Consider the following 16571-nt stretch of genomic DNA (forward strand, 5'->3'; position numbering starts at 1 on the left):
TATGGCAGTTGGGGTTAATCCGGTAAACTTCATTGGTTATCTGACCAAAAATCCCAGCGAGGAGACCGATGTCACGCGCGCGGATGAAGTGATTGATTTTAATTCGGAAACTGTAATCATTGAACAGGACATCGAGGCACTTAAAAAGTCGGATTCGCGCAATCAGACAGGCAGTGATTACTATTCTGCTGGTACATCGGACACCTATGGCGGCACGTTCTTCAGACCTGCTTTAACCGAACAGGCATTAGCCAGTGTCATGAAAGTCAAGGAAGGCACCAAAGCGAAGGTCGGCAACGGCTTGCGTATATTGGATGGCGTGCAATCGGGTTCTAAATTGTCATCTGCTGTTGTTCGTAGGCTGGCAGAAGGCCGTGATCCAGTCACCAATGAAATCCTGGCACCCAAGACCGCCAAGTATTTCGATGACCTTCGTCGACATCCAGAGAAGATGGTCGATAAAGATGGCAATCCTAAAAAACTGCCACGCGTCGGCGAGGACCTGACATTCAGCATCGACAAGCCGATTTCAGTGCTCTGGTCTTGGGCGCGTCTTAAGGGCAATCAGGAGCTTACCAAAAAGATCGAGAACGTCATCGAACAGTCAGCGGCGAAGTCTCTCCAGGCAATGTACGATGCCGGACAAATTCAGACGCGACGTGTGATCAAGAAGCCAATGTTCGACACGAATGGCCAGCCTGTCATCAATGAGAAGACAGGAAAGCAGAAGACGGAAAATATAGAATGGATGGAGCCTGTTAAGGACTTTACGGCAGCGCTCTATCTCCATCAGACGGCCAGACCTACAGGCGACGGTACATCACGTGGCGACCCTAATTTGCACGTGCATGCCTTGATCATGAAATCGTCAATAAGACAGGATGGCACGATTGGTGCTATAGAGAATAACGCTCTTGTACTCATGCGCCCAGTTATGGACGGCCTCTTTAAGACTGCGGTCATCGAAGGCCTACAGAAGATGGATGAGTTCCGCGATCTGGACTTCGAAATGGGCGAGAAGGGCCTCAAGATCAAGGCTAGCGATCAGGCTCTCTTTGACAGCGTCGTCGACAATTTTAGCAATCGCAAACGTGAAATCGACGCCGCTTTGGAAGAGCGAGGCCTAGACCGTTCAAACCGGGAGGCCGCAGAAATAGCCGCAAAGAGTACCAGAGGCTCGAAAGACGATCAGCCACCAATCGAGGAGCTCGAAGGCGATTGGAAGCGGGATTTTAACAGGCTGTTGGGCGATAACGATTTAATGTCGATCCTGTCTAAAAAAGAAGTCCGACAGGAAACGCGTGAGGAGAAAATCGAACGTGTCGCTCAGAATGCGATAGCGCGTCTTGGTGGGCATCGAACAATCGTCTCAGAGGTTGACGTGCTAGCCGAGACGGCTCGTGCGTGTGTGTCAGAATTCAAATTCGAGGAAGTCCAAGAAGTCGTTCGCTATGTGAAAGAGAAGCATCTCTATATCGCCGAACCGGATGCCGATCAGCGTATCCAGTGGGCGGTCAAGCACCTGGCTGAGAAGGAAACCCAGTTCCTGCTCGACATCAAGAACTCTCCAGAGATGAAACCGATGCGTTCAGATCAGGAAATCGAAGATGCATTGGCTGAAATGCAGGCCAAGCATGATGCCGATCCGAAGACCAATAAGATGCTCAATGAAGAGCAGGTTGGCATGTATAAATATGTGCTGTCGTGTAAACAGCAGGTGGTCTGCGTAGAAGGCAGTGCAGGCACTGGCAAGACGTTTTCGATGTCCACAGTCCACGAAGCTGTGAAAACCGCTGGAAGACGCATGCTTGGGCTCAGTCCGTCATGGAAGGCCGCGAGCATTTTGCGTGATGACATCTCACTTGGCAATGATGCATTTTTTGCGACCGCTAAGTTTATTGCAGAACACCGGGCTGGCAAGGTCATGATCGATGCAAACACCGTCATCGTTGTCGACGAAGCAGGTATGATGGGTATCGAAGACGCCCAGTACATTCTGGAAGCAGTTAAAGCTGTTGGTGGCCGTCTTATTCTTCAAGGTGATACCAAGCAGCTGGCACCAGTCTCAGCTGGAGATCCTTTATCGCTCGCTATCAGAATGAACGGCGGGTACCGCCTCAATAATATTGTCCGCCAGAATGACAATACCAATGAGGAGACTAAACGTCTGACCGCCCGCATGCGCGAGGCATCCGGCGAGTTCGTAAAGTCCGGCCTCGAAGGTCTTAATAACAAGAATCCAGAAGGTTCCAGGGACAACGCTGACGATCCAAATAAGAAGCCTGCGAAACACAAAGGCGACCCCCATATCGCCAAAGCTCTCGGTATCTATCAGGAAGAGGGCCGCATAATATTCGCCAAGACGGCGGGGGATGCCTATACGGAAGTCGCGCAGCGCTATCTGCGGAATGCACAATTGGAAAAGGGCAATCTTAAAGAATGCCTTGTCGTCACAAATCGAAACAAGGACGTCCATGCGCTGAATCAGAATATCCGCCGTGCCATGATCAAGGCAGGCCACTTTGGGGATGTGGAAGTCGAGTTTGATGCCTATCGACGCGATGAGAAAGAGGACACAGTCGGCCACAAGCTGAGGCTAAGGGCAGGGGAGCGGGTTATTTTCGGCGGCAAGCAATTTACTGTGAATGCGGCGAGCGGGCTGATGGTCAACAACTCTGACATGGCGACAGTTGAACGTGTGACCCCGCGCAAGGGTCAGGAACCACTTATCACACTGCGTTTCGATAAGACCCAAAAGCATCCAGAAATTCTTACAACTGTGACCCCATCACAATTGGCAGCCGAAGACCGTTTTGCAGATCGCAAGCCACTACCAGTATTGCAGCATGCATATTGCGTCACCGTGCATGCCGCTCAGGGAACAACGGTCAATAGATGTCTCGTCGCTAATATCAATGGCATTGATTATCGTCTCGCATATGTGGGCCTCACCCGTCATCGTCATGATGCTGAGATGGTCGTCAACGTCGGCCGCATGGAGGTCAACGCCATGGTGCGCGATGCCCTGATTATTCGGGATGAAGATGGCAAACTGATCATTCCACATCCAGAGGACAAGGAAGACGTCGTCCTCAACGAGGAGGATTATAAACTCACCGAAGAAGACTACATGAATCGTCTGATCTTCGAAGCGTCTACATCTGAGAGCAAATCGAACTTTTCTGACCTCAGTTTCTACAAGACCAAAGACGGCCTTGATGCTTTTCTGGCAGACGGGAACCGCTTTCAGACCCATATCGAAAAGTTGCGCGAGGAGGGCAGGCTGACCGAAGCCGATCTGGAACGCCGTATTATCGACAATAAAGCCCGTCTTGACAGCATGAGAAGTGCTGCATCGGTGTCAGGTACTTTGTCTCAATACGATATCCAGAATTTGACGAACGGCAAACCACAGTCTTCAAGCGATAACGCTAACCAGAATTATTCAAAATCATTTGTCAATGGTGTTGCTTCCAGCAATGCTAAAAACACGAATTCAATCACTATCAATCAGCGAACCATGGAGGAGCTGAACGACATCAAGAGGAGATACAACGTGACTGAGCAGACCTTAGAGAAAATGAGAATGGACATCCCGGCGTCGGGCGTGAAATGGGATGTCGATCTGGAAACCAGATATCGGAATGAACTGGAAATGTTCATGATTGAACATGGTGCGGTTCCAAATCCTAAGCAGAAATCGACGGCGATGTCACTGGCCTTCTGCGATGGCGTAACGAACGGGAAACCCAACAATGTCTGGAATATGTCCCGCATGAAGGATGGAAACTGGATCTACAACCAGTGGAATGATTCCGGTCAGAGTGGTCGTCTGGAAACCTGGCTGATCAAAAAAGGCGTCGTAAAAGATTACTTGGCCGCCGAGGCTCTGCTCTCAGAGAAATTCCCACTTCATGCTGTTCGTAATGGCCAGATGCAGAGTGAAGCGCTTGCTATGCGCATCGTCCAGGACCCCAAGCCCAAGGAAATTTGGGCGGCTTATGAGCATTCGATCAAGCAGCAAACATCGGTTTCGTCATTCAAGGCTGGGTACGGAGGTTTGGACGGCCTTGATAAGCTTCAGCAGGCAATAGAGGAGGGTAAGCTGTCAGGTGCCTTTGGCGATGTCGAGAAGAGGGCCAAGATTGCAGAAAAGTGGAACAGAGTACTGGTTGCAGGGCAGAAACCTGATGCCACGGAAAAAGAGATCAAGCGTGCGGATGCAGCCCTTGAGGTAATCAATGCTGGCAAGACGATGTTTGAATACGAATGGAAACACGTCCTCGAAGAGTCCCGTATCACCGATAAATACCCGAAAGAGCGCGCTCTCGACCGCACCACGATGTTGGTTTTCAAAAACGATGTTCGTCGATCTGCTTTCTACGACCACAGTTCCAAAGACTGGAAAGACGGGCTGTCTTTCGCTCATAGAGACGTCATCCGCTACGGCACGGTGACGGGCATAGAGACAAAACTTCCTCCGGCTACCACTCGTAGTGGCAATGACGCCATGACTTCAAGCTTCTCACAATTTGGCGGGAAGGGTGTCGCAATGATGGGATTTAAGAAGTCGCCTGATATCGAGCATGTAGTCATCTGCGAGTCCGGTGTTGATTCCTTATCTCATTGGCAGAAGAATAATTTGCCTGCAGAAGCCAAGGACTGGACAATCAAAGAGAGAAATCAGTTCTCCGATGGCTGGTGTGAGAAGAACAAGACCTTATACCTGTCAGTATCGGGTGGAATGTCCAATGTTGCCGAGGAAGCCATTGAAATCTTGGCGAAAAAGAATCCGAATGCGAAGTTCACGGTGGCAATGGATAATGACATCGCCGGATATGGTTTCCGTGACAAAGCCATGGCGGCCATCCAACGTGGAAACCCACAGGCAGAAGCCAAAGACGCATCTCTTCCAATTTTCTACAAGGATTGGAATGATGTTGTGAAGGCCGATGCTGGTAAGCTCAACGGCACCGTTCGTTGGCCAGCTGATATCGACAAAGACATCGTGCAGAAGGTCATGACGATGGCAACGGATCGGCCTCATGAGCTCCTGAAGGTGTCGGATACCGATCTCGAACGTTATAAGACGGAGAACATCGTCGCCGCCGCCAAGGAATTCAAGGCAGCACACCCACACTTCGACGATATGCGGAACGCCGCTTACGAGAAGGTCGGTATTGCGAAAGAAAATATCCGTCAATGGGAGCCTGAAGCTTTCAGGGATACCGGATTCAGCGACAAGCAGATTGCTTATATCCAGACTCGTCGTCAGGAAGTCTTGGATAAGCAGAAAGAGGCAGTTGCGGATCAGCGCAGGCTAGTCGAGGCCATAAGGAATTCGGAAAAGAAGTCAGTTCAGACGCCTGCTTTCACCAAGCCTGATTTCAAGAAACCTGCAGAGGTAGACGTCTCTAAGCCGACAACTCCGACGCCTGTTAGAGCATTCACGCGCCCAGAGCCAGAGAAGCGCCGTCCAGATGCCGCCAGACCATTTGGACGTCCGGCTGGCACGATTGAAAACAAAGTTCGTGAAGCTGACGCCAAGGCGCGAGAGAAGGCGGCCGCTGAACGGGAACGCCTGCGCAGAGAGGCCGAACGCGCTGCCGAGAAGGAGAAGCCAGCGGTGGCCAAATTTTAATTGAAGGGGAGATTGGTTTATCTCCTTTCAAATGGGGAAAGTTTCAATGACTATTGGTGATGATGGCGAGGTTATACATAGCAATTACAACTGCAATCGGACGTATATAAAACCCCTTCCAGGCAATAAGTTACCGAGGTTTGCGCCCAATATCGACGATTAAGTCTGCAAAGATATTGCCCCGTTCTCGGTATGAAACCTTGTAGACAGCCCCGCTATCTTCCAGGACCGCATCGGCACCATCGCTAGATCGCCCGAATTTCACTCTGTCACCGTAACGAGTGTAAAGGTCCCTGAATAATTTAAGGGCGACACTTCTTGTTTCAGCTGCCACAGCTGGGGTCACAGTCTTGTCGTCCTTGGCATAAGATAAAGAGATCCCACTCAAGAATGCAGTTTCGAGCACGCGTTTACCCATCCAAGGATGGATGATTACCGGATCACCACGCTTAATCCTGTTAATCGCGAACGAAAATGGCTCCATTTCCTGATTGAACTGGAACCGACCGTAAAACTTGACGCCTTCCCAATCGATATCAGCGGCTTCAATTACTGGAACGACAGTGCCAGTGAAAACGTTCTTGGGGCCACCTTGGACGTAATAGTCGAGTGATTGCCCTCGGAAATTGAAATTTTCACGATATGGAACATGTTCGACTTTGGAGCTCTTCGCCAGTTTGCCAGCGGATGCCCAGAATGAGTTCACTATTTCCTGATAGGTCCGTTTTCCAATTGTGACCGGTCTGGGTTCCAACATTCGGTAATTGTTGATGTCGAACGTTACTGTGCCGTTTGCATAGCCAGATTCACGAAGTTTACAAACCACCTCGTGTGGCCCGTCCGCAAAGGCGATCTTTCCAAAAAGGACGGGAGGCGTCGAAACGCGCTGTTCGGAGCAAGAAGCATTGGAAGCGTCAAACTGACCAGCTGATGCGCCAGATGAGAGAATGGCTGCCAGCATCAACAAATATGGAGAAAGCTTAGCCATTGGTCATCTCCTTAAGCAATGCGTTTCTGCACGCCTTAGCTTCTTTTTCGCCAGCAATTGCAACGCATCTGTCTTCATGCCTCTCACACATATCGAAGAGAGATTTCAACGGTTGCTTATTTGGGAAGATTGAAAAGAAATATTGCTGAGGAACCGTTTGGCCCGCTGCTGGGTTGCCCCATACTGTGCGAAGGCTATAACGGATTTCATCAAAATCTGACCATTTCGCGGGAACAAAATCGCGTTTTTTGAACGCTAGATCGGTTATACTGGCGTTATTTTTCTGAGCTGCTTTTCTAATTTGGTCAGGCAGCGATACGTCCTTTTGCTGACAGAAGGGGGAATTCGGTGCATATCCGGGGCCGCTCTGACAGAAGCCAATTCCCCAGTTGTTCGGATTGAACCCGATCAAGGTAAAAGTGCGCCCGAAAGACTGAGCGCCGCCATTAAACACCTCGTTGTCCGGGAATCCTGGTGGGGAGGGCAAAAAGCGGGTTTTGACCTCTGCCATATGCGTCGCAGCATTCGGAATATTCAGTTCATTTATAGCGTCTGTTCGATCAGTTGCGGAAAACAGAATCTGCTTCTTCGACGCATCGCACGATAGGGCAACCTCGATAGACGCTCCCTCGTAATCAAATATTTTCCTCGCAAACCGTGTGGTTGCCCCAGTTAATGGTTCAGGTTTCTCTGTAACGTCCCAACCGGTATCGGGTTCACTATTTTGGTCGGATGCCGAGGACTTACCTGCGCCCAAGCCGGACCAGAAATCGTTAAAAAATTTGGCAACCTCGTCTTGAGCATTTGCAGTCGAGTCTTCTTGTAGGCGACGAACAAAATCCATTGGCGATTGGTCGCTTGGATCATCAACTCGAAACGAACTGGCGGCCGTGTTGGAAACCGACTCTTCGGCAGGAATTTCCTCGCAGCCGTCACACTCTTCGTCGCCTTCGATATCAGAGACGTTTTCATAGAGTTCGTCGATACGCTTATCAAAAGACAACATTGCTGGCCCTTGAACAAAGTCCTGCATGCATGCCGCAGCAACCCTGGCGTTATCTGGTGGGCATAGTTTTTCAAGATCACCGACCAATGTGTAATACTCCTCGCGGAGCTTGATAGCCGACTCTTCTTGCGGGGAGGGCGCATACTTAAATCGTTGATGATTGTGATTAATCATATCGAATACGCCGGGATTCGAGCAAACGATGTTTTCGAATTTGGAAGCTGGATTATTGCAGTCGAAAATTTCGTCTTTATCGAGCTGCATGCCCGCGTTTGTTGAATTTGGCGCGGCAATGCCACACGTCAACGCCAAAACGGCGAGCTGGATAGTTCGCTTCATAATAAATTGCCCCGATGTATACCCAATTTTGTTGTAGCACTTACGCTAAAACTGGCAAGTGCTCGGCATAAGGTTCGTGCAAGTTTTGGTTGTTATCCGAGACATTCATGCTTCGGGGGTAGCTATGGGTTTGTACGGAATGATGCGTACGGGCGTTTCAGGGATGAACGCTCAGGCAAATAAACTGAGTGCGGTGGCAGACAATATCGCGAATGCCAGCACAAATGGTTATAAGCGCGGATCGACTGAGTTTTCGTCTCTGGTGCTGCCATCAACGTCTGGCAACTACAATTCCGGCAGTGTCCTGACGCAGGTGCGTCACAACATCGGTGCGCAGGGCGGATTAACATCAACGAGTTCAACGACAGATCTGGCTCTGGATGGCAATGGCTTCTTCGTTGTGCAGGACGCCAGTGGCATGCCTTATCTGACGCGGGCTGGATCGTTCGTTCCCGACAAGAATGGAGATCTGGTGAACGTGGCTGGCTTTACGCTCATGGGCTATCCCTATCCGTTCACTGGTGCGGGTAACGGTTTCGATGGCATGGTGCCTATCACACTGGGACAGAGCAGCTTTCCTGCAGAGCCGACCACCAACGGCACTTTCACCGTGAATCTGCCTGCGAATGGTCCAGACGTGGGGCAAGCAATTGTCAATGTTCCACCATCGGAGAACAGCCCGTATAGCGCGTGGAACCGCAAGCTGACGACGGCTAGCCTGAATAGCGCTGGCGAATTCGTGACCACGGAAACCTATTTCACCAAGATTGCTGATAATCGCTGGGAAGTGACCATTGTTGAAACGGATGGCGCTCCTTCGACAGGTTTTCCCTACGACCTGACGGGCGGCGATGTCGAGTTGCGTTCGGTCCAGCTCGACTTCGACCCGGTGACGGGGGATCTTATCGGTAGCAATCCGATTGTTGGATTCGATCCGAATGATCCCTTCCTCGTCGATCTGTCCGGATTCACGCAGGCAATAGCGGGTGGTTCGACGCCCGCTGCAAAGATCAATACGAACCTGTCCACGTTGGCACCGATCCTCGACACGGCAGCAGGTGAGCTGCCAGCATCCGCGAACAGCACCGCAAGCCGCCCGACTGAACGGATGAGCCTGCGAGGCTACGCAGGTTTCCCAAACAATGTCGGCCTCGACGTCTATTATACGCGTACAGGGCCGAACACATGGGAAGTGGCCGTTTATAACGCGGCTGACGCGACAAGCACCGGGGCTGGAGCTCCATTTCCTTACAGCAGCGCTCCGCTCGCCCAGACAACACTGCAATTCGATCTGGCAACAGGCGCTCTAATCAGCGGCGGCAGTCTCAATGTCACGCTTCCGAGTGGAGAGACTTGGCCAATCGATTTCAGCGACAGCATGTCTTTGGCCGACTCCAGCCTGATGGATAATGAGGGGGTATTTGCGGCGCTAAACCTTCCCGCGACTGATCCAGTTATCAAGCCTTCGGTGTTAGGCAATACGCCTGCCGACAATATGGCAAACAGCGCTTATTCGCATAAGACGTCCTTGATCGCTTATGATGATCAGGGACGAGCCGTGACACTGGATGTCTATTTTACCAAGGGCGCGGATTTCAACTGGGAAGTGGCCGTTTTCAATCGCGACGACGGGTCACCGTCTGGCGGATTTCCCTATGGCGCTCCGGGTAGCGCACCTCTTGCCACGTCGCTGATGCGGTTTGATCCCCAAAATGGCAGGCTTCTGGAAGGTGGTACGCTTGAGATAGCAATACCCAACGGTCAGACCATGACGCTTGATCTTGCAGCATCAACACAGCTTGCAGGCGATTATCAGATATCTGCGGCTGAACTGAACGGACAAGCGCCAAGCGCAACCGTCGATACCGTTATTGGAGAAGACGGCATCGTTTATGATCGCTCTGCACAAGGCGACATGCTCGCGCGTTATCAACTCGCGATAGCCAATGTCGCAAGTCCAGACAAAATGACTGTCATCAGCGGAAACGTGTTCTCTCCTTCTGCTGAATCTGGCGACGTCACGCTAGGAACTGCAGCATCGAACGGAAATGGCAAAATCAGGACTGGGGCGTTGGAAAACTCGAACGTCGATATTGCGCAGGAACTGACCGACATGATCGAAGCCCAGCGTAGCTACACGGCGAATTCGAAGGTTTTTCAGACAGGTTCGGAGCTTATGGACGTTCTGGTCAACTTGAAGAGATAACCGCTATTTCATAAAACTGCTGTTGTCGTGGAGGAGGGGGTCTCAATGCTGCGAGCGCTTTTACATAGCAAGGATTTAGGCACACAGACCATTGGTGCCGAAGGAAAGTTGAGCTGGCGACAAATTTTTAAAGCCTCAGAAGATTTTCTGACTGCCTCCGTTTTCAGTCGTCTATGCTATCTCGATGGCCCAGAGTTGTGGGAAATTTTGCGTGAAGCATCCGGTCACGCTCTTCCATCATACAAGCTTGCAACGTTACAAAATGTCGAATTCTGGCCGCGTTGGAGCCTGTCTTCGCGTGATTTCGTTGAACCGGACATTTTTCTGCAGTTCAGCCTGGGTGATCCGGAAGTGCTCGTTGACGTTTTGGTCGAAGCCAAACTAGGTGAGGGGCTTAGCCAATACTCTGATCAGTGGATCGCGGAAATCGAAGCATACACCGAACAGTTTCCAGACAACGACCGCCATCAACTATATTTTTTGGCAGTGGGCGGGCTTGGATCGAATATTAAACGAAGAACTGCAGACTTAGCAGCTCAGACCATAAAAGCTGTGGGGCATGCAAATATTTCAGGCACCAGTTGGTCGAAGCTCACTGATGTCGTTCACGCCCATGCTCACCGGAAGGGTCCAAAATCCAGAATTCTGGATGACATTCTTGAAGCGTTGGCTTTGTGTGGGGAACGGCGTATCGACGCGTTATCTACGCTCAAGAGTGTGAACCGTAATTGGTCTCTAGATCAGATTAAATTGCTAAAGGTGGCCTGAATGAGCCTGGATATAACGCTTACTGAAGTTCGTTATGCATACAGGTTTATATGGGAATTCCAGCAGCGAATTCTTGATACCGTCCGGCTGATATCTGAGCAGTTTGATGACCGCTTGTTTTATCAGTGGTCAAATTACAAGGCGTCACCTATCGCTCGGACGGGGACATCGCCATTCAATTTCGCCCCAGAGCATTTTCTGCCCCTATACGGGGCATCCTTTCTTTTCACGTCGTCTGACCCTGAGCGTGCTAAGCTTCAAAAGGGGAATTGGATGCTGGAAATATGTGTGGCTCCGGACACAGCGCATTTGAAATCCTATCTAGCTGATTTGCCGTTTGATCCGGTCGCATCTGAGTTCGGAACCCCCGAGACCACACAAAGCATAATTCGTCTGATCGTATGGAAATGCGAAAGCGAGTATTCAGATGGTTCAACTTGGCTTCATGATGTTTGGGGCAGCTTAGATTGGCCACCTCTGGATGCCGATGGTGAGATATTTACACAGCTTGAAGGCAGCATCATCAGTGTTGCAATGTCCGCAAATATGTCTCAGCTATCTGATCGACAGCAAATAATTGACTTTTCGTTGGAAACCAAAGAGTTGATATTGAGCAAGCTGAATTTATAGAATTGCCCTCAACCTGGAGAATGCGCCATGGACGAGCTAAATCTGAAAACCGATACGCGACAGGCAAATTGGCGGCGTCAGAATCCTCAGAAGTATCTCGCGCATGTGGCCGTTCAGCGTGCATTAGGGAGCGGCGAACTGGTCAAAGGATCATGTGAGATCTGTGGGAATCCGTCTGTGGATGCCCACCATGATGATTACTCAACTCCGCTTCAGGTAAGATGGCTCTGTCGCCAACACCATATCAGGGTGCACGCCAGTGGTTGTGACGGTGACTTGTTTCCGGTTGAGGTGCCATTACCCTAAAGGGCATGATGCTATTACCCTATTGATTTTAAGTTGGTTTTTGGAAGAAAATGACATCATTTTACGGTGATCGCCACAGTGTACAGTCCTTTTTGAAACAACATGGTGGCAAATTCTACGTCTACGTTCTATGTCGACCTGACGACACTCCATTTTATGTTGGTAAAGGTACCAATCGTCGTGTTCTTGATCACGAAATGGAAGCACTGCGAAATCACCCGATTGGTGAGGCAAATCCTTTTAAGTCGAACATCATTCGCAAGATATATCGAGATGGCGGAGCAATCCGATACAAGATAGACAGCGTGTTTGATGCCGCTGATCAGCTGAAATGTTTGGAGCGCGAGGCATCTCTGATCGCCGAATACAAGCGTTTTCACGAGGGCGGCACATTATCCAATCTTGCCGGAGGTCTTGGTAACTTGTCGGGAGTAGCTCCTTTCAGTCTTGAAAGACATGCTGCGACATTGGCGGGATCGCCCGAGGATAATCCTGACAGAGCTGTTCTGAACGAATTTTTGCTCGGCTTCGGGCACGTGGGCAGTGTACCGATAAAACCTCTAACGCAGATCAGCCGGATACTTCATACGCGTCCGCACAATAATCCACGGAAGCCAACACCGAGGACTGCATATGCTTTGCTAGCCAGTGCTGTAGCCCATGGCCTAGCTCTGAGTGATGGCGTTAGGATTCCAAGACGTTTTTCATATAAATCAGTTGAAGCAATAATAGAAAACGGCGTTGCCAGCGACCTTGTAAAAGCAGGTGTGGCGGAGCTTATACCATCACAGAATCCCATAGATGAGCTTTTCGAGATGTCGAGCGAGCAAGTCGCTATCTTAAAGTGTTTGGTGGGTGAGCAGGTTTTGCAAGATCGCGGTTTACTGTAATGAATTCAGCTACCCCAATACATCGAACCCTATCTCCCTGATGAGTTCCATAACATACGTTATGCCATTAAACCATTGAATCTATTAACTATTTTCTGCTAAGGCCATTTCAGAAACAATAACCAATCCCTCATCACATCGCGCCCTTGCTCAATTTCCGCCATTCCCATGGCTCGACAAAGGTGCCTTGCCAGATGCCAGCCTTTCGGTATTGAGCATCCTTTTGAGCGCCTGAATACGCTCCTTTTGAATACATTGGCCAATCGAGAGCGTGTCCATTCCGGACGAGCCACGTTGCTAAATCCTGGCCGAAGGTATTCACGCATGATGCTACAATGCGACTATATTTATCGATATCGCGTTGCGCGCAAATAATCGGCTGCGCCTCATCGAGATAGCTGGCCAGCTTCATCGAACCGATTTGTCCGCATCGATACTCGCTGCCGGATCCATCTTTACATGTCTGCGCACCCTCTGGTGCGTCGATGCCCCAAATCCGAATACGCTGACCATGAATTTCGATTGTATCGGCATCAATGACAGATGCGCGTCCCGCTATTGATCCACGGGGTTTCACAGGTTTTTTAACTGTCTTCGCGTCTGATGGTGCGTAAAATGAAGACGACGAGGAGGTTCCCCTGGCCTTCGCACCGCCGAGTTCATACGTGCAAAGGGCTTCTGAAGGTGGAGAGCCGCAGTTCTGAGCCAGATTTCGAAAACTGGCACATTGTCCAGTCGCATGAACACGCCAACCGGGACCGCCTTTGCAGCCGCAGCCACGGCACTTACCCGATATCTGTATGACTGGTCGCGATACCTGCTCAGCAGGCGGCTGCCAAGCCACGACCGATGCCGCCAAAATCACCCCCAACATGCCCCTGCCCCTTTTCCTTCCCTCAGTCGTTGAAATGCACTTGAAGTGCCTGAAGCCTTCGTTTCATCTCGTCTTGTGAAAGCTGTGCAGCCACGATTTCGGCCCTCGCCCGGTTTCGTATTATCTCATCGTTGGTGAGAGGCTTCGAAGTCGGCTTCACCTTGACTGCCGATTTTGTCGTTACCCCATCCATTTTGGCCTCCGACTGTCTCTTTTGTTCCGGTTTTGTCGATCCTTTGAAAATCTCCGACAGCAGAAAATAAACAAGACGTGGGTTCCAGAAGTCGCCGCTAGGCGTCTTTCTGCCAGCCTTATTCAGCAGCAATGAAACCCGCGCAGGTTTCCGCACCCCACCTTTTGCAAACGTGAGAATTGTAGGTTTTAGTTCCGCTGCGAGCTCCCGAAGGCGCTCCTTTGTGCCGCCCAGGAATGCTAAATCCTCGTTCCGGAGCTCAGGTCCCTTGTTCTCGTAACCGGAATTCTTCGTCGGCGGATCTCTGTCACGATGGTATGTACCACGGTTCATTGACCGCATTTTTGACTTCAAGCCCATCCCCTGCCCCGTAGACGTCAATTATTCGTTCGGATCGGTACCCGCATACCCGACTTGCATTCCTTTTGCGACTTCAGCGACCGCCCTCGCCGCCTCGTCGGCCGACCAGCCAGCTTCGACTGCATCATTGATCAAATCACGGATTCCAGGAATATCCGTACCGGACAGCGCAGCAGCTGCTTCGGCTTCCGATCCGCCTGACAGGGTTGCCTGTTCGATCAAGTCGGAAATCCCTAGAGAAACGGCTTCCTGACAATCTATATCGCGGTCTGGATAATCCCCTTCTTTCCGTGGTCCTAGCATTTCGGTTTCCTCCCAAGATTACCGCTATGTCGGCCGTCATTATTTCATTGAAGGGAGATAATTCAAGCTCAATAACTAATGCAGTCGACCCTTTCCTTTCTCGTCCGTGATTTCCTTCCATAGCCCCGATCTCATCTGCTCCAGAATATGGTCCGCAACTGGTATAGGAATAGCCCTGACCAGCCTGAGCTTATCGAGATCGATAGGTGAACCAAGGCGGTAGTAACGGGATCTGGTGCGCATCCAGCCCTCCGCCACATTGAATCCCATTAGAGGACTAGTCGTGACATAAGGATCATCGATAGATGGATGCCCATCAACCTGACCTCGCGCACGCAAAAAATGGCCTTCCTGAACGATCCACCAGCCGTCGAGAAACGGAGCGGATGCCAGCGCATCATCTGATGGCTTGGTGACGGCCTCTTCAAGTAGTTTTTCGATATCCATTACCAATCTCCCTTACATCATCATCGAATTCGAATTTTCGCGCTTCATGGCTTCCCCCAAAATGAACCGATACATGCGGTCGAACTGGCGCAGGGAGCCGCCCTTGGCCGTGAAGAATGACTTCAAGGCACCGTATTCATCGCCGTCCAGTGTTGGTAGGAACTCCGGAATGACTTCCATCTCGACAGCAATTCGCTTCCTCATTGATGCCAGAATAGTGTCGAGGTGCTCGACTGATGCCTTATGAACGACAAAGATCTGGAAGCGGTCGATCAATGCCTCTGGTAGGCCATCCAGACTATTCGCAGTCGCAATCCAGGTGACATGAGAGAGATCGACATTAGCCATCAGACAGCCGTCGAAACACATTTCTGGATTACTGAGCATACTGAGCAAGGCACCCGCTGCCGATCCATTTTGGCCGCCGACGCGAACCCCTTTGTCGATTTCATCGATGATAAGGCAGGCATCCGCGCTTTCGCTAGCATGGATAGCAAGAAATGGTGCAGACGGCCGCGATGCCGCCCAACCGCGATTTACGGGCGCAATGCCTGCGCTATCTGCACTTCCCCCAACTGAAATCAGAGTTGGCTTGTGGCCAAAAATTTCGCCGACACGACGAGCCAGCGACGTTTTTCCGGTACCTGGTTCGCCAACAAACAGCATCGGCTTCAGCTTCGGAACAGACACACCAAGCGATCTCTGCAGTTCGAGGGCAACCTCAATGGTCTCTGCGATTTTTGATGCCCATGGCCACTCTCTCTTAATTGCAGCTTGGAACTCACCCTTTTGAGGCATCACTCCCTTCAACGGAAGCGGAATTGCGATTGAGTTAACAAAACGCTTATGAATATTTTTACCTTCACCTGAGTCAGCATCACCGATTTCTTTCACAACGGTAATATCCCGGGCCTTTTTAGGCGCGCTTTTATATGATTTTCTAACAGGACGAAGCTCAGGCTTGGATGAATTCTCATCGAAATCCATCGCTGCCAGAATTGCCTCCACGGACTCGTCGTACCTATCATGAACAGCGCGATGAGTTGGCCGCAGTCGAATTCCTTTTGTCAATTCCCGTTCCTTCTCCTTCCAACGCCTGATGGTGTTGGTGAAGTCTGGCACCATCTTCAGGCTGTTTTTGACATCTGACTTTTTCCAGACCTGCAAGAAAGCGTTGATTTCGCTCAGATATAGAGAGAGTGCCTCAGCATTTCCGAAGCAGGCAGCGACCCATAGCAGGAAACGAGCATAAGACGTAAGCGCTTCAGCCTCGCGATTGTTGTCGCAAATCAAGGATTCAGCGAAGTGGACCTTCGCCATGTTGAAAGCGGAGGCTCCATCTGTAATTTCCATACTAAGCATGCTTGCAATTTCCATCGCACGAGATGTCGATTCTGGATCTGCAAGCCAGATAGAGGGATCGAGGACCTCATTCTGCCCTAGCTTTTCTTCTGCCTTCTTAGCCATTGGAAACTCCTTTGACCTCATCTGCCATTCGCCAATTGTGATTGGGAGGAGAGAGGATTTGGCTCCTCGTATCAGCTTCACAACAACTTGACAAGAAGCGATTATGAATTTAGTAAAGGCGCATCGTGATCGCAGTGGGGGCGCATTCTCTTT

General features: G+C 50.6%; 13 protein-coding genes. 6 read left to right on the forward strand and 7 right to left on the reverse strand.

Annotation, left to right across the window (positions count from 1 at the left end):
• The first annotated feature begins 1 nt into the window (after position 1).
• The gene (locus F9K94_RS21190) at positions 2-5641 is read left to right on the forward strand and encodes an AAA family ATPase (RefSeq protein ID WP_151648279.1); all 5640 of its coding nucleotides are present in this window, start codon (positions 2-4) and stop codon (positions 5639-5641) included.
• 130 nt (positions 5642-5771) lie between these two features.
• Here the strand turns inward: F9K94_RS21190 and F9K94_RS21195 are convergent, their stop codons facing one another.
• Both F9K94_RS21195 and F9K94_RS21200 read right to left on the reverse strand, forming a co-directional pair.
• Positions 5772-6629 (reverse strand): hypothetical protein, encoded by an 858-nt coding sequence (locus tag F9K94_RS21195; protein ID WP_151648281.1) that lies wholly within the window; start codon positions 6627-6629, stop codon positions 5772-5774.
• Entirely contained in the window at positions 6622-7974 is a 1353-nt protein-coding gene (locus F9K94_RS21200; RefSeq protein ID WP_151648283.1) for a hypothetical protein, read from the reverse strand. The genes F9K94_RS21195 and F9K94_RS21200 overlap by 8 nt, the downstream gene beginning before the upstream one ends.
• Positions 7975-8098: 124 nt before the next feature.
• Between F9K94_RS21200 and F9K94_RS24720 the strand changes: the two genes are divergently transcribed.
• Genes F9K94_RS24720 through F9K94_RS21225 form a run of 5 tightly spaced genes read left to right on the forward strand, consistent with a single transcriptional unit; the run spans position 8099 to position 12774 of the window.
• Positions 8099-10180, forward strand: coding sequence for a flagellar hook-basal body complex protein (locus tag F9K94_RS24720; protein ID WP_151648285.1), 2082 nt, complete (start codon positions 8099-8101; stop codon positions 10178-10180).
• A gap of 45 nt (positions 10181-10225) precedes the next feature.
• A complete protein-coding gene (locus F9K94_RS21210; protein ID WP_151648287.1) occupies positions 10226-10948 on the forward strand; it encodes a hypothetical protein in 723 nt (240 codons plus the stop codon).
• Positions 10949-11578, forward strand: coding sequence for a hypothetical protein (locus tag F9K94_RS21215; RefSeq protein ID WP_151648289.1), 630 nt, complete (start codon positions 10949-10951; stop codon positions 11576-11578).
• 27 nt (positions 11579-11605) lie between these two features.
• On the forward strand, positions 11606-11884 hold the full coding sequence (locus F9K94_RS24725) for a hypothetical protein (protein ID WP_151648291.1): 279 nt from the start codon (positions 11606-11608) through the stop codon (positions 11882-11884).
• Between the two features lie 50 nt (positions 11885-11934).
• Positions 11935-12774, forward strand: a complete 840-nt coding sequence (locus F9K94_RS21225; protein ID WP_151648293.1) for a GIY-YIG nuclease family protein — start codon at positions 11935-11937, stop codon at positions 12772-12774.
• Positions 12775-12907: 133 nt separating this feature from the next.
• On the opposite strand, the gene F9K94_RS24730 is transcribed toward F9K94_RS21225, so the two are convergent.
• The 5 genes from F9K94_RS24730 to F9K94_RS21250 all read right to left on the reverse strand — a co-directional run bounded on the left by F9K94_RS24730 (position 12908) and on the right by F9K94_RS21250 (position 16418).
• A complete protein-coding gene (locus tag F9K94_RS24730) occupies positions 12908-13648 on the reverse strand; it encodes a thermonuclease family protein (RefSeq protein WP_235920662.1) in 741 nt (246 codons plus the stop codon).
• A 22-nt stretch (positions 13649-13670) separates the two neighbouring features.
• Positions 13671-14195, reverse strand: coding sequence for a hypothetical protein (locus F9K94_RS21235; RefSeq protein WP_151648295.1), 525 nt, complete (start codon positions 14193-14195; stop codon positions 13671-13673).
• Positions 14196-14222: 27 nt separating this feature from the next.
• A complete protein-coding gene (locus tag F9K94_RS21240; protein WP_151648297.1) occupies positions 14223-14504 on the reverse strand; it encodes a hypothetical protein in 282 nt (93 codons plus the stop codon).
• A 75-nt stretch (positions 14505-14579) separates the two neighbouring features.
• A complete protein-coding gene (locus F9K94_RS21245) occupies positions 14580-14951 on the reverse strand; it encodes a DUF6634 family protein (protein WP_151648299.1) in 372 nt (123 codons plus the stop codon).
• A 12-nt stretch (positions 14952-14963) separates the two neighbouring features.
• Positions 14964-16418 carry an AAA family ATPase gene (locus F9K94_RS21250; protein ID WP_192799547.1) on the reverse strand — a complete coding sequence of 485 codons (1455 nt, stop codon included), beginning with the start codon at positions 16416-16418 and terminating at the stop codon, positions 14964-14966.
• Between the last annotated feature and the right edge of the window lie 153 nt (positions 16419-16571).

It is taken from the genome of Brucella tritici (genome assembly GCF_008932285.1).
GTDB classification, from domain to species: domain Bacteria; phylum Pseudomonadota; class Alphaproteobacteria; order Rhizobiales; family Rhizobiaceae; genus Brucella; species Brucella tritici.